Here is a 14,302-nt window from a genome sequence, read left to right as displayed (position 1 = left end):
ACTATTCGGTCCGGGAACGTGATTACCGTTGCAACTCGGGTATAAATTGCGCCATGTTCACAACAAGTCCTCCAGGCTTAATTGTAGCATTCCCCTTATGCCGGTAGCGTATGCGTCAGGTCATTCGGCCCACGCTTGTGTCCAGTTAAGGTCGGCACGGTCACTCAACCCGAGCTTGGTCCGCTTGATCCTGCCGACTCCCTTACGCGAACGCTTTTTGTCGCACTGAGCCAGAGCTCCGATGCATTTGAAGCACCCTTGAGCACCTCGTGTGCTTGTGAAAGCAACGTCTGCTCCTGCGATCGGGTGGAAAGACGCCGGCGCACGTCGCGGAACAGAACCGTGTGCCTGACGTTGTGCCGAGATCGAGGTCTAGGAGAAACGGCATGGTTGCGCCACGCGCTGTGTGGAAGGGCTTTCTGAGGGTCGGTTCCGTGTCATGCGGGGTGAAGATAGTTGGTGCCACAAGTGAGGCATCCAAGATCCACTTCAAGATTTTGAACCGCAAGGACGGTTTACCCGTCAAAAGCGCTTATGTCGATGAAGAGACCGGCGATGTTGTCGAAGCCGAGGATCAGATCAAAGGGTATGAGGCGGACAAGGGTGATTTCATTCACGTCGAGCCGGACGAGATAAAGAAACTGAAACTGACGTCGCAGCATACACTTGACATCGATTCCTTCGTTCCGGTTGCCGAAATCGACACACGCTTTCTGGAGAAGCCATACTACTTGATCCCGGCAGACGGTGCCTCTCTGGAGGCCTTTGCCGTCCTGCGCGATGCGATGGCCAAGAAGCGCGTTGCGGCACGCTCCTGCGTCGTACTTTATCAGCGCGGGCGCGAAGTATTGATACAGCCCCTTGGAAAAGGGATGTTGCTGACCGAGCTACGGACCCACAATGAGATGACATCGGAAGACACCGTCTTCAATGACGTGAAAAGCCCAAAATACGATGCGGATCTGCTCGAAATCGCGGGGCTTCTCATCGACAAGAAAGTAACAAAGTTCGATCCTTCGAAATTCGAGGACACCTACGAGGATGCGTTGATTGCCATGATCGACGCCAAGCGCAAGGGCAAAAAACCGCCGAAACCAGCGCCGAAACCCAAGGAGAACGTGGTCGACCTGGCCTCGGTTCTCCGAAAGAGCCTCGCCAAGGAAGGCATCGGCCAAGACCGGCCAAAGGCCAAGAGCCGCAAATCAGCATAGTCAAAGATAGCGATCACCAACGCGGCGGTGCTGAAAAGAACCAGTGCAATTGCAGTGCTAGGTTAGAAGCGTACTGGGTGTGAGCAAAGTTCATGTTGGCGCCGAAGCGATGCGCGATAAAGAGGCGCAGGCCCAACGGCCGCTGGATCTTCAGGCCGTGAGCCCAGCCTCACGCCTCAAACGTTGAAGCCGTTCGCTCGGCACTCGACGCCGTGCATGCTGCCCGTCGGAGGCGTGAGCGTTGACCGCGCCTTCATCTACAGTGACTGGCAAAGGTACGATCGTCACAGCCGGCACCATATCCCTCCATAGAGCTTGCGGCTTGCTCGGGACTGCGACTGATTCATGCCGATCGTCGGTGCGTTGCGATGGCACTTGGTAGGAAGGGTCTGCCCTGATCACCGGCTCCAGATCGTGGGGGAAGTTCGGCGCATGGACGGGCAGTGCTTCGGCCGAATTTTCGCCCTTTTGAGTGATGGCCGGAAGCATTTCAGCGATCTCGATCAGGATATCTTTGACCAGATGTCTCATCTGTGCGCCCGCCCGCTGCGGCCATTGCTATGGCGATCAAACTTGCTGAGGCAACCAATGTTCCCGCTTGAAGCGAATGACGGGCTTTACCGGGAAAGATCGGCGGAGCGGCTCCTGAGATACTCCAGGCGACGTCGCTGCGATCCTCTCGCCTGGCATGATCGATGTCGGAAAGTCGAATTTGAACGTACTGTTCCTTGCCTTCGTCGGAGCGGTGGATGATCCGATGACGGCTGTGTGCCTCGCCCCCCGACTTCCCTTGCCAGCTTCTTCCCTGGCTGCTGTCTGGCCTCCGGTGGGTTCGATCGGGAACAAAGGCTCGACCATCCGGTTTGGTACCATCCCGTTAAGCACAAGACTAATGTGCAGCCTGACGGATGAGAGACGGCTGCCGGATTGCTATGGCTGTTCCCGATCTGCATTCGGCAGCCGAGATTGAGCCCAAATGCCCTAAGGAGACTTCGCATGAGCGAAGCAGGACACAGCGCAGGCAATGAGGTGACTTCGATTGCGGGCACGTCGCCGTTCGCCAGTTTTTTCATGGCTGGCTTCGAGTGCTCGTCGCACCGGCGCAAGGACGGCGTTCGCCTCGATCTTATCCGCGCGACGTCGCATTATTTGCATGCCCTGGGCGACTACCGCAGTTGCGCCGAACTCGGTCTTCGTACCATCCGCGACGGCTTGCGCTGGCACCTCATCGAAACCGCTCCTGGAACCTATGACTGGTCAAGCTGGACGCCGATGGTCGAAGCAGCGCAATCGGCAGGTGTCCGGATCATCTGGGACATCTTCCACTACGGATCTCCCGACCATGTTGATCAGGGATCGATGCATTTCATCGATGCCTATGCCTCGTTCGCCGCGGAAGCTGTGAGGGTTCATCGTTCAATCGCCGGTACAGCGCCTCTGTTGTGCCCGATCAACGAAATTTCGTTTTTCGCCTGGGCTGTTGAGGTCGGCTATTTCCCCCGCGTCGGCCCGAAGAGGCGGGGATGGTTCAAGCGGCACCTCGTGAAAGCAGCAATAGCCGGCGTTCGCGCGATGCGGGAGGTCGATCCCGCTTGCAGATTTGTCTGGGCCGAGCCGCTTATCCACATCGCTCCTCGCGACCGGACCCGCACCGAACGGCGCCGGGCCGAAAATGCCCGTCAGGGACAGTTCGAAGCTTACGACATGCTGCTGGGCCGGGCCGAACCTGAGCTGGGTGGGAGCGAAGATGTCGTCGACGTCGTTGGCTTGAATTTTTATCCACACAATCAGTGGTACCTAAACGGGCCGACGATTCCGATGGGGCATCACGAGTACCGTGCCCTATCGGAGATGCTGATCGAAGTCGCGCATCGATACAGCAAGCCTATGTTCATCGCCGAGACCGGCTCCGAGGGGTCTGGCGGGCCGGCTTGGCTCCACTATGTCTGCGACGAGGTGCGTGCCGCAGAAAGCCTCAAAGCCCCGATCGAAGGTATTTGCCTTTACCCGGTAACCGCCTATCCGGGCTGGGACAATTCGCGGCATGCGGAGGTGGGATTGTTTTCAGTCGTCCAGGCGGACGGCAGCCGACACGTCCACAAGCCCGTCGCGGACGAATTGGCCCGCCAGCAAGCTTTGTTCGCGGCGAACCCGACGCGTTAAATACATGAGCTGCACGAGGGACTGCGCGAGCGCCTGTCGGCCCCGCGCCGATGCTCCCGGGTCCAGGTGGGGGAGCTACAGCGCCCCTTCGGCCAACGACGCATTCCCCACGCCCGCCCATTCCGGGACGCTCTTTTGAATGCGTGCGAAGGTTGCCAGGGCCTGCCCGACCACCTGATCCATGTTGTAGTAGCGGTAGGTTGCCAGGCGGCCGACAAACCACACGTCGGGACAGGTTGCGGCGAGCGCTTCGTAGCGCTTGTAGAGCTCTTCGTTTTCGGCCCGCGGCACCGGATAGTACGGGTCCCCGATATCGGTGGGATATTCGTATGTCAGGCTGGTCCGCACGCTCCGTTGGCCGGTCAAATGTTTGTATTCGGTGATGCGGGTGTAATCTTCCGTCTGGGGGTAGTTGACGACGGCAACCGGCTGAAACTGCTCTTGGTCGAGTGTGACGTGCTCGAAACGGAGCGAACGATAAGGAAGACGCCCTAGCTGCCAGCCGAAATATTCGTCGATCGGGCCGGTATAGATCAGGCGGTTGAAGGGTATCTTGTCACGAATTTCGCGGAAGTCGGTCTGCAGCATGACCTTGATGTTCGGGTGACCGAGCATGCGCTCGAACATCCTCGTGTATCCACCGGCAGGCATCTTCTGGAAGCTGTCGCTGAAATAGCGATCATCGCGGTTGGTCCTGGTCGGCACTCGTGCCGTCACTGATTTGCTCAGCTGGTTCGGATCGACGCCCCATTGCTTCCTTGTATAACCACGGAAGAACTTCTCGTAGAGCTCGCGTCCCACGGTGCTGACGACAACATCCTCGGCCGTTCGCACGTCCTCTACCGTCTCGCGCCGCGATGCGAAGAACTCCTCCAACTGTGCGGAATTCAACTCGAGGCCATAAAGGCGGTTTATCGTGTCGAGATTGATCGGGATGGGAAGCAGTTTCCCGTCAACCGCCGCCAGAACCCTGTGCTCGTATGTGCGCCATTGGGTGAACTGCGAGAGGTAGTCCACGATCGACTGGCTGTTGGTGTGAAAAATATGGGGCCCGTAACGATGGATGAGGATGCCGGCTTCATTGTAGCAATCGTAGGCGTTGCCGCCGACATGGCTGCGGCGGTCGACCAGGAGAACGCTTTCATGACGCTGGGAGGCTATCCTTTCAGCAAGCACGCTGCCGGCAAACCCCGCGCCCACGATCAGCCAATCGAACATGGCTATGCGCTCCTGCGGAGCGGGACGACCTTCTTGCGTCGGTAGGCGCCCTCAATGTGAGCGGCCATGGCCTTCCATGTTCTTTCCCACGACATGTCAGCCAGATAGGCATCGACTTGCGGCAGCAGCATCTCGCGCGGTCGCAAAAGCAGGGAGCGCAGCTTGCTGTCCAAGTCGTCAATGTCGGCGATCTCCACCAGCCCAGCAGCGCCGTAGCTGCGCACAACGTCAACGATTGCCGTCGAGATCACCGGCAGGCCCGCCGCCAGAAACTCTGGCGTCTTGGTTGGGCTGATGAACCGGGTCGCTTCGTTGAGCGCAAACGGCATCCACCCGGCATCCCAATGGCGCAGATAATCGGGCAGGTCGCAGTAGGCCTTCGCGCCCAACCAATGCAGATTGTCGGCCTTCGGCAGGATTGCAGGATCGATTTTGACAACGGGGCCGATCATGACGAAATGCACGTCCGGCATGGTCCGCGCCGCTAGCGCCACGAGGTCGACGTCCAGCCGCTCGTCGATGACGCCGAAATACCCCACCCTCGGGTGAGGAATGCCGGCCTGATCGATGGGGTCCTTTCCTGGCAGCCTTGCCTTGTGAAAGTGTTTGACATCGATGCTGCTCGGAAAGGGGTAAATGGCCTGATGCAGGCGGCGCTTGGTCTCGAACAGGCTCAGGCCACCGGTGAAAACGAGATCGGCGCGGCGCAGAAGTTCCTTTTCCATCTGCGCCAGTTCGGGCGGTGCATTCTTGAAGGCGGAGAGTTCGTCCATGCAGTCGTAGACGCATATGTCTGGGTCAAGGAACTCCGTGAAGCGAAGAGCCATCGGCGTGTAGTACCAGGCGATCAGCCGGCTGTGCGGCATAGAAGCTATGATCTGCTGAACAAATCTCCGCTGGACGGCATCTGATTTCGCGGCCGACGCGCCGAGCGGAAGCACTGGTGTCACAATTAGAATGTTTGGCGACGCCTCGCTCGTCCGCATCAGCGGCTGTGGCAGTTCTTCAAAAACAGGCTCTTCAAAGTAGATCACTCTCTGCTTCATGGATGCAAGAGTGAGGATATGCTGCGGCCGTTGATGAACGAAATTCCATCGCAAATGGGAGAAGCAAACCAGTAGATTTTCCCTGCCAACGTGTTTACTGGCGGATACCCTGCCCAAGGCTGCTTCCATTGAGATGTTCCTTCTCGTAATCTTTGGTTTATGTTACGACTAACATTTGTTAATAGCGGGTCGAGGAGAAATAGACTTCGATGCCAGCTCCTAACTTTCCCGCGCGTGAGTTGTTCCAAGGTGAAGTGAAGTGCTCTCAGTCACCGCTCGGATGACGAATGCGACGACATTTCCGCGGAGCTGAGAACGGCCACCACGCGTCGCCGGGCTTTGAAAGCGTGAGCGACGGGGGAATGTCGGTGGAGAACTGACCTGCCGTATTTGCGTTTAAGTCGCTGGTTATAAAATGTGCAGGACATCAAGTTGATTCGCCCGCATCACTGGCGAGTCCGTGCCAGGCGAATTCCGGGGCTGATATGAAGATCGACTTTTCAACCAATGTTTTTCCGCTGTTTCATCCGCAAAGCGTGGATGATCTCAAAGACCCTTGCCCCGTCTTTGATGGCAGCCTGTGGCACGTCTTCGGCTCGAGCGGCACGGTGACCAGCGAGACGTGGAGGATCCTGCATGCCACGGCGCCGGAACTTTATGGGCCGTGGACCGAGCATCAGTCGATCGAGCTTCCTATCAATGGGAGTGGTGTTGCGGCTCCGGGGGTCATTCACGAAAGTGGCGTCTTTCACATGTTCATCCAGACCGAGTTCATGAAGTCTGGTGGCCGCTGCGAGCATGCGGTTTCCAATGACGGGTTCCATTGGGTGGTTCTTAGCCCGGCAATCCTCGCCATCCCGGACACGGAGGAAGATGGCATTTACGATCCGCATCCCGCAGTTATTGGCGGCAAGCGCTACCTCGTCTATTCCGCCATGCCAAAATTCACCAGGGTGCCACAGCCCGACATCTATCTCGCGCGTAGCCAATCCGATTCATGGTTCGGCCCTTGGAAGCGGATCGGCAAGATCCTCGACCATAATGAAGTTCCTCACCACAACACGAGAGAGGATCCCGACTACGAATGGGGGATAGAGGGCGCACAACTGGTCGAATTGCCGGATGGCCGCGTGCTTCTCAATGCCACTTGCTTTCTCCCGAATGGCCTTCGGGGAAACCGGCAACGCGTGTTTTTTGCCATCGCCGATGATGTTGCTGGACCCTATGTGTCGATGGGACCGGTGCTGGAACCAGGCCAGCCGGGAGAGAACGGCCACTCGACCGTGATGATCGAAGGGGGCCAACTTTCGCTGTTTTACCAAAGCCGGGTCGCCACGACCGATCATCGGTGGCGCTACGGCTTGGCCAGATGCGACGTCGCCCTGTTTTCCAAGGTTGCATGATTTAGGTGTTGCTCGGACGGAACAATCCGTCGGAGCGCGTGCACACGACACCATGCAGCAGTCGCTCGCGGCGTTCGAAGACATGGGCGAACTGAATATCTCTGCTCCTTCCCGCAGGAGAATGAAACATCAGCACGTATTCTATGCCTTCATCCTCGCTTCGTTGAAGGCGTCTAACAGCGCAGGGACGTGCCGGGCGTCCAGAGCGAGCAGATGATCGACAGGCGGACAGCCGAATAGACAAAGGTCAGCCAAAGCCGAGGCAACCGGCGGCCTTCCGCTCGACCCGTGCGCAGTCGGGAGCACAAGGTTTGTACTCGAGCCACTGAAGCTCCGCACGAGGGGCAGCTCAGCTCATTCCTGATTGTTGCGTGCCTGACGAGCTCTCCGTTTCAGCCTGATCATAAATGCTTTCACCTAGTGGAACATCGGAGGTTCCACGAAGTTGGGAAGCCACGGAGGACGTGCACATGAACAGTGTCATCTATCTTATCGGCCTTATCGTTGTCGTGCTCGCGGTCCTCTCCTTCCTCGGTCTTCACTAGGTGGCCCATGCAGCATGAGAACGATCAGGGCGGACAGCCCACCGATTTCGACAAGGCGAAAAGCGACGTTTCCGACAGGCTTCGCCAGGAACAAGAACGTGCCAGCGAGCTGCTTCACGACGCGCGTGACACGGTGACCCGTAAGGCTGGCGATTATGCATCTGAAGCCAGGGATGCGATTTCCGACAAGGCGGAGGAAGCTCAGCGCGACATCGGATCGAGTCTGGCGGCGCTGGGCGGCGCACTGCGCGCGGCCAGTGACCATCTGGCCAACAACGATGAAAGGAACGCATCGAAGTTCGCATTGGATGCCGCCGGTGGCTTGGAGCGGCTTTCATCGTCATTGAAACAGAAACCGTTCGGCCAGGTCCTGGAGGACGTGCAGTCCTTTGGCCGGCAAAATCCCGGTGTCCTGCTTGCCGGATCGGTATTGGCCGGATTGGCTCTCGGGCGGTTCATCAAGGCTTCTCCGCCGGCGGGTCCAGAATTCCAGGATGCTGCGGGAGACCTCAAATCACACACCGATCAGGCACAGGGTTGGTCCGTTGATCGTTCGCAGGATTCGGGCCTCGTCGGCGATGATGGGGCCACGCAGAACGCGGAGCAGGACAGATGAACACCCAGGACAATCCCAGCCTTACCGGACTGATCACCGACTTGGCCCAGAATGTCACCACTGGTGCAAACCGAGGCAAGGCTGTTTCGGGCGGAGCTCTCTGAAAAGCTTGCCAAAGCCGGAGCAGGTGCCGCGGAAGTACTGGGCGGCGCGATTTGCCTGCTCGCCGCGCTATTGGTGTTGCTGCAGGCACTCGTTATCGCACTGACGCGGGCAGGGCTAGGCGCGGGGTGGTCTTCCCTGCTGGTCGGTGTGGTCGTGGCGGTCCTCGGCGTCATCCTGCTGCGGACCGGGATGGCCAGCATGGCGCCTTCGGAACTTACCCCCGACCGGACCCAGGAACAGCTTAAGCGCGACGCGAGCGTGATCAAGGAACAGGTGAGATGAAAGAGAAATCCGCAGCCGAACTTGAACGCGAGGCCGAGGCAGCCCGCGCCCGGGTGATGGAGACCGCCGAATCCATTCGAGGCAAGATGACGCCCGGACAATTGCTGGATGAGTTCACCGGGCTGTTCTCGGGAGGGGAGAGCTCGGCCATGCTCAGCAATCTCAGAACGCAGGTCCGAGACAATCCTTTGCCGGTCACCATGGTGGGCGCAGGTCTGGCTTGGCTGATGTTCGGCAGCGGTACCTCAAACACCCCCCACGGTTCGGCTGGATACTCCATGCCTTCGGCGCCGGGACGACATGATGACGGGGAGCGTGGAGGCCTTGGCAGCACGCTTTCCGATGCCGCCACATCGTTGTCGTCGGCTGCTACCAGCGTCAGCGATACCGTTTCGAGCGCGGCAAGCAACGCCGCCGAGGGTTTGACGGGCAGCACGGCCACTGCAAGATCGGTGACCGGCGAGATGGCGGCGAAAACCACCCGCTCTGCCCAAGAACTGTTTGAGAACCAACCCTTGGCCGTAGCGGCCGCCGGTCTCGCCATCGGCGCCGCCATAGGTGCAATGCTGCCCCATACCGCAACGGAGGATGAGCAACTAGGCGCCTATGGCGACAAGCTTCGCGACACCGCCGAAACCATGCTCGACAGGGGTCTGGATGAAGCCAAGCAGGTCGCCGCCGACGCCTATGAGACCATCAAGCAGGAAGCTGGCCGGAAAAATATGGAAGCAGGCACGATGGCCGATCAGCTCGGCGAGGTCGTGAAGTCCACGGCAGACAAAACCGAGCATGCCGTGCGTGAACGGATTTCCGATCCGTCTCAGCGTCAAACCTAGCTTGAATGATCCTGGATCAACGATAGTCGGTCTCTTCAGAAGGGCCGGCGTTGTTGTTCAAACGGTGAACCGCTCGAGTCATTTCAGAGCGTAGAGGTAAGCCGCGATATCGCGCGCCTGCTGCTCTGTTATCCGGGTCGACGGCATGGCGGTGTGCGGATTGATTTCCCTGGCCGATCGTATCCAGCGGATCAGGTTCTCTGGATTGTTGGCCAGCCCGCCGCCGATAAAGACGCGGTCAGCAAGACTGGCATCCAGGCGAGGACCGACCTGCCCTTGCGCGCCCGGCACGCCCGTAATCGTATGGCAGCCGGAACAGCCATTCGCAGTCATGATCGGCAAGGCCCTCGCAGTGTCACCGCCTGTGGCCGCCTCCGCCTCGTGGCGGACGCGCGCGGCCCGATCGGACCACCAGGTCATTCCGGCCACGGCCGCGACGAGCAGCACCAGCGCGGCGATGACGGCGGCAAGCAGTTTAGACACGCTCGTACGCATGCGCCGCCTCCCTCCTTCCGCTCGCCTTGATCCACAACGCGGCCAGCAGCAGCGCTGCGCCGCCATATATCAATCCAGCCGGAACCCACATCACCAGCCCAGCAAGTTGCTGGTCCTCCAGGGGGCTCAAATTCCACAGTGCCGCTCCCACGGCGTTCTCCGGGTACCAGAGGCGTGGCGAGAGCAACAGGAGAACGCCGAGCAGCCCGGTATGCAGCGAGGTGACAAAGAGGTGCATCACTGCGCTCCCATAGGCATGCTGGCGGCCGGGACGCGGCAAGAGGACCCACCAGAACAGCAGCCCTGTTCCGAAGAAGCTCGCGTGCTGTGCATAGTGCAGTACGCCGCGTTCGAGCGCGGCCTCGAACAACACCGGAATGTGCCAAATCCATATAGCAATGCCGTGGATAATGGTCGCGCTGATCGGCCGCGTTGCGAAGGCCCAGACCACCCTCAGCCAATTGGCGTGTCCGGCAATTCCCAGAACGCGCCGGAACCGGATGGGTAGGCCCCACATCAAGGCCGCAGTCGGGCAGGCAGAGACCAACAGCGGCGCCGCCACGGCCATCAGCAGTTCATGCTCGATCATATGCGCCGCAAAGACCTGCTCGCCGAGCACATGAATCGGGCTGACCAATGCGGCTGTCAACACGCTCCATCCGGCCGTGAACAGCAGAGCCTGGCGCAGCCGCAGAGTCCTGCCGCGGCTGCTGCGCCGCCAAAGCCGGCCAGCGCCAACGACATATATCAGGGCAAGCACGGCGAGTGGCAGGGTGATGGGCAGCGCGAGCGTCCACCCGGCCCCGGGCGCGGCGGCGCCGTAGCAGATGGAAGTAGGGAACAGCGCGTCCAGGTTCATCGCAGGCACTCATCCAGGATCAGCGCCGCGCTGCCTTGCATGAGGATCACAAGCGCAAACAGCAACGCCGACAACATCCCGAGATTGGCGACGAAGCGCTCTGTGCCGCGCGTACGCTCCGGCTTGAATGCGGCACCGCCTCGCTGCTTCGCCCGCCACGACAGCGCCCCGCCGAGCAGCGACAACAAGACGAGCAGCAGCGCCACGGGAAGCACGACCGGCACCTGGCGGTTGCATTGCCAAGGCACCAGCGCATAATTCAGCTGTGTCGAGACCGCCCAGGCCAGCGGACCTGACAGAAGACCACCCCAAGACGTTCCCAACCGTAACGCTCGCATCTCAGCCTAGCCTCGGCGCCCAATAGATGAGCACGTAGATCGGGATCCAGGTCAGGACCACGAAATCCCAGTAGAAGACATTGTCGCCGACATCGCCGAAGCGCCGGCCGCTATAGCCGTGGCGCGTGAACATCAGCACTGTCAGCACGATGGTGTCGCCGACATCGGTTATAAGGTGCGTGGTGTGCAGGCCAAGCAGCACCCAGAGCATCGATCCATAGGCGTTGGTGTCCCAATAGATGTTGAGGGCGGGGAATTCGAACCAGCGCACGACGAGCGGAGCGATGCCGAGCAGCGACATAACCACCAGGCCGATCCGCACCGGAACCATGGAGCATTGCTTGGCGTGGCGGTGGAGGACGTGGTTGGGCACAAGGCTGACGACAAACAAAATCGTCACGATCGTTCCGGGCCAATGGTCAGGCTGCGGTGCGCTAAGCCGCCACGCTGGCCACGACAGCGCAAGATAGAGATATGCGCCCGCTGCCAGCGCGAAACCGGTGCCTTCCAAAGCCATGAAGCCGAGCGTGCCCCACCAGGTGGGGCTGCGCGGACCGTGCCCGAAGGTCGGCAGGCCAGAAAGATCGGCGGCGGCGCGCTGCTTCATTCCTGGTCCTCCGGATCGCCCTTGGGCCAGAACCAACCGATCAACGTGATGGCGATCGGCGCGGCGCCCCAGACGATCGCCCAAGGCGTGAAGATCGAATAGAGAAACGTGCCGCCGACGGCTAGCGCCGCAAAAAGCGGCCAGATCGACGGTGTGGCCGATTTCTCGCGAATATCGGGATAAGCTTCGGCCAAGGTCGAGATGAGGAGTTCGCGCGCATCGACGCGGAGCCCGGTCGCTACAGGGAGCGCCTCGCGCTCGGCCCAGAGCGGCTCGATATGGGTAACCATGGGAATGCGTGCGAAATTATAGCTCGGCGGTGGCGAGGACGTTGCCCACTCCAAGGTTCCTGCGTCCCACGGGTTGTTGCCGGCCAGGGTGCCTTTGAGCGCGCCATGCACCAGATTGAAAGTGAACAGGACAAAGCTCAGGAAAAAGAGCAGCGCCCCGGCAGAGATGAAAAGGTTGATGTTGCCCCAGCCAAGCTCGGCCGGATAGGTGTAGACCCTTCGTGGCATGCCCCATAGGCCGACGAGATGCATCGGGAAAAAGGCCGCATTGAACCCGATGAAGGCCAGCCAGAAATGCCACCGTCCAAGGCGTTCGCTCATCATGCGGCCGGTGATCTTCGGGAACCAGAAATAAGCCGCGCCAAGCAGCGGGAACACCGAGCCGCCGATCAGCACGTAATGGAAATGCGCGACGACGAAATAGGTGTCGTGCACCTGAAGATCCAGTGGCACCGAGGCGAGCATGACGCCGGTTAGCCCGCCGATGACGAAGATGAAGAAGAAGCCGAAGACGAACAGCAATGGCGTCCGGATCACCGGCCGGCGGTCCCAAAGTGTTGCAAGCCAGCAGAAGATCTGCACGCCGTTTGGAATCGCGATCAGCATGCTGGATGCGGTGAAGAAACTGGCGCCGAGCTTAGGCAATCCCGTGGCGAACATGTGGTGAACCCAGAGCCCGAACGACAGGAAGCCGACTGCGATAAGCGACAGGACCAGCCCGAGATGACCGAATGTCGGTCGCCTGGCGAAAACAGGAATGATCGCGGACACCATGCCCGTCGCCGGCAGGAAGATGATGTAAACCTCCGGATGGCCGAAGAACCAGAAGAGGTGTTGGAACAGCAGAGCATCCCCACCTTCCGCCGGGTTGAAGATGTGCGTGCCGACCAGCCGGTCAAGGATCAGGAAAGTCGAGGTGATCATCACCGCCGGCATCGCGAAGATGACGACGAAAGAAGTGACCAGCATCGCCCAGACATAGAGCGGGATCTTGTCCAGCGACATCCCGGGGGCCCGCTGCTTGAACACCGTGACGATGGTTGCCACCGCGACGGCCAGTGACGACACTTCGGTATAGGTGATCATCTGCGCCCAGACATCGGCGCGCTTGCCCGGTGCGAATTCGGGGCCGGACAGCGGCACGTAAGCGAACCAGCCCACATCAGGAGCCATGTTGAGGGCAAACGACACCCAGGCGAAAGCGCCGCCCGAGACGTAGATCCAATAGCTGAACGCGTTCAGGCGCGGAAACGCGATGTTGCGGGTGCCCACCATCAGCGGCACCAGGTAGATCCCGGTCGCCTGCACGATGGGCACGGCGAACAGAAACATCATCGTAACGCCATGCATGGTGAACAGCTGGTTGTAGAGGTCGGGCCCGATCAGGCCGCGTTGCGGTCCCGAAAGCTGGATACGCATGGCGACAGCGTTGAGACCGCCAAGACCAAGGAAGACGAAAGCGGTGATCAAATAGCGTCGTGCGATCACCTTGTGATCGACGCTCGAGAGCGCTCCGACGATGCCGGACGGCGTCCGCCAGGTGCGCTCGAGCCAGCGATGCAGGCTGGCATCATCCATGCCGGTATCGCGGGGGCCGTCACGTTCGGGAGCAAGGTCGCCCTTGGCGGGGTCTGGTTCCGGGATGTGGCGGTCGCCTGTGACATCGGCGCTGCTCATTTCAGCCCCTCGAGATAAGCGACGATTGCGTTGAGCTCGTCGCCGTTGAGATCTGCCACTGGCATGTGGGAACCCGGCTTGATGCCTTGCGGGTCGGCTATCCAGGCGGCGAGATTGCCGCGGCTCATCGTCAGCGTTCCGGCCGCCAATGTTTTCCGGCTGGCGATGTGGGTGAGGTCGGGAGCCACCGTTCCGCCGGCCGGCGTTCCCCCGATCCTGTGGCACATCACGCAGGGGCGTTTGAGGAACAGGTCTGCGCCGGCCTTGGCTTCGCCGCTCGCCGGCGCGCCGGCCGGCTGCAACTGGTCGTTCAGCCACGCATCGAATTTCGGGCGCGGTTCGGCGATGATGAAGGTGCCCATATTGGCGTGCTGCGCACCGCAGAATTCAGCGCATTGACCACGGTAGACGCCCGGCTTGTCGGCCTTGATATCCAACACGTTCATGTGGCCGGGGATAAGATCGAGTTTGCCGGCCAAGCTTGGGATCCAGAAGGAATGGATCACATCGGTCGAGGTCAATAGCAGCCGCACCGGCTCGCCGGCAGGGATATGGATCTCGTATGCCGTCGTCAGGATACGGCTCGGCGTAGCATCCTCGTAGCGCAACTC

15 protein-coding genes are annotated in these 14,302 nt (G+C 60.1%); 6 read left to right on the top strand and 9 right to left on the bottom strand.

What is annotated here, in order from left to right; genetic code table 11:
* Window positions 1-386: 386 nt before the first annotated feature.
* Complete coding sequence (locus EN893_RS00075) at window positions 387-1,211, top strand: Ku protein (protein WP_127266477.1); 825 nt, start codon at window positions 387-389, stop codon at window positions 1,209-1,211.
* A gap of 150 nt (window positions 1,212-1,361) precedes the next feature.
* On the opposite strand, the gene EN893_RS00070 is transcribed toward EN893_RS00075, so the two are convergent.
* Entirely contained in the window at window positions 1,362-1,742 is a 381-nt protein-coding gene (locus tag EN893_RS00070) for a hypothetical protein (RefSeq protein WP_164748699.1), read from the bottom strand.
* 465 nt (window positions 1,743-2,207) lie between these two features.
* Here EN893_RS00070 and EN893_RS00065 point away from each other — a divergent pair, with 465 nt between their 5' ends.
* Window positions 2,208-3,374, top strand: a complete 1,167-nt coding sequence (locus EN893_RS00065) for a beta-glucosidase (protein ID WP_127266478.1) — start codon at window positions 2,208-2,210, stop codon at window positions 3,372-3,374.
* Between the two features lie 75 nt (window positions 3,375-3,449).
* On the opposite strand, the gene glf is transcribed toward EN893_RS00065, so the two are convergent.
* Both glf and EN893_RS00055 read right to left on the bottom strand, forming a co-directional pair.
* The gene (glf, locus tag EN893_RS00060; protein ID WP_127266479.1) at window positions 3,450-4,592 is read right to left on the bottom strand and encodes a UDP-galactopyranose mutase; all 1,143 of its coding nucleotides are present in this window, start codon (window positions 4,590-4,592) and stop codon (window positions 3,450-3,452) included.
* Between the two features lie 2 nt (window positions 4,593-4,594).
* A complete protein-coding gene (locus tag EN893_RS00055) occupies window positions 4,595-5,767 on the bottom strand; it encodes a glycosyltransferase (RefSeq protein WP_127266480.1) in 1,173 nt (390 codons plus the stop codon).
* Between the two features lie 356 nt (window positions 5,768-6,123).
* Between EN893_RS00055 and EN893_RS00050 the strand changes: the two genes are divergently transcribed.
* The 4 genes from EN893_RS00050 to EN893_RS00035 all read left to right on the top strand — a co-directional run bounded on the left by EN893_RS00050 (window position 6,124) and on the right by EN893_RS00035 (window position 9,425).
* Window positions 6,124-7,041 carry a hypothetical protein gene (locus EN893_RS00050; protein WP_164748700.1) on the top strand — a complete coding sequence of 306 codons (918 nt, stop codon included), beginning with the start codon at window positions 6,124-6,126 and terminating at the stop codon, window positions 7,039-7,041.
* 552 nt (window positions 7,042-7,593) lie between these two features.
* The gene (locus EN893_RS00045) at window positions 7,594-8,202 is read left to right on the top strand and encodes a hypothetical protein (RefSeq protein ID WP_127266481.1); all 609 of its coding nucleotides are present in this window, start codon (window positions 7,594-7,596) and stop codon (window positions 8,200-8,202) included.
* Between the two features lie 51 nt (window positions 8,203-8,253).
* A complete protein-coding gene (locus EN893_RS00040; RefSeq protein WP_236383248.1) occupies window positions 8,254-8,589 on the top strand; it encodes a phage holin family protein in 336 nt (111 codons plus the stop codon).
* Window positions 8,586-9,425 (top strand): DUF3618 domain-containing protein, encoded by an 840-nt coding sequence (locus EN893_RS00035; RefSeq protein WP_127270405.1) that lies wholly within the window; start codon window positions 8,586-8,588, stop codon window positions 9,423-9,425. Before EN893_RS00040 ends, EN893_RS00035 begins: the two co-directional genes overlap by 4 nt.
* Before the next feature lie 78 nt (window positions 9,426-9,503).
* Here the strand turns inward: EN893_RS00035 and EN893_RS00030 are convergent, their stop codons facing one another.
* From EN893_RS00030 to EN893_RS00005, 6 genes are all read right to left on the bottom strand, one after another.
* Window positions 9,504-9,920 (bottom strand): c-type cytochrome, encoded by a 417-nt coding sequence (locus tag EN893_RS00030; RefSeq protein ID WP_127268124.1) that lies wholly within the window; start codon window positions 9,918-9,920, stop codon window positions 9,504-9,506.
* Complete coding sequence (locus EN893_RS00025; RefSeq protein ID WP_127268123.1) at window positions 9,901-10,779, bottom strand: cytochrome c oxidase assembly protein; 879 nt, start codon at window positions 10,777-10,779, stop codon at window positions 9,901-9,903. The genes EN893_RS00030 and EN893_RS00025 overlap by 20 nt, the downstream gene beginning before the upstream one ends.
* The gene (locus tag EN893_RS00020) at window positions 10,776-11,003 is read right to left on the bottom strand and encodes a hypothetical protein (protein WP_245481567.1); all 228 of its coding nucleotides are present in this window, start codon (window positions 11,001-11,003) and stop codon (window positions 10,776-10,778) included. The genes EN893_RS00025 and EN893_RS00020 overlap by 4 nt, the downstream gene beginning before the upstream one ends.
* A 115-nt stretch (window positions 11,004-11,118) precedes the next feature.
* A complete protein-coding gene (locus EN893_RS00015) occupies window positions 11,119-11,724 on the bottom strand; it encodes a cytochrome c oxidase subunit 3 (protein ID WP_127268121.1) in 606 nt (201 codons plus the stop codon).
* On the bottom strand, window positions 11,721-13,691 hold the full coding sequence (gene ctaD, locus EN893_RS00010) for a cytochrome c oxidase subunit I (protein WP_127268120.1): 1,971 nt from the start codon (window positions 13,689-13,691) through the stop codon (window positions 11,721-11,723). Before ctaD ends, EN893_RS00015 begins: the two co-directional genes overlap by 4 nt.
* Window positions 13,688-14,302: c-type cytochrome (locus tag EN893_RS00005; RefSeq protein ID WP_128361366.1), on the bottom strand; the 615-nt coding region annotated here is incomplete at its 5' end. The genes EN893_RS00005 and ctaD, both read right to left, overlap by 4 nt.

Source organism: Mesorhizobium sp. M7A.F.Ca.CA.004.04.2.1, from assembly GCF_004022825.1.
Lineage (GTDB): Bacteria > Pseudomonadota > Alphaproteobacteria > Rhizobiales > Rhizobiaceae > Mesorhizobium.
This window is presented reverse-complemented; position numbering and strand designations above follow the sequence as displayed.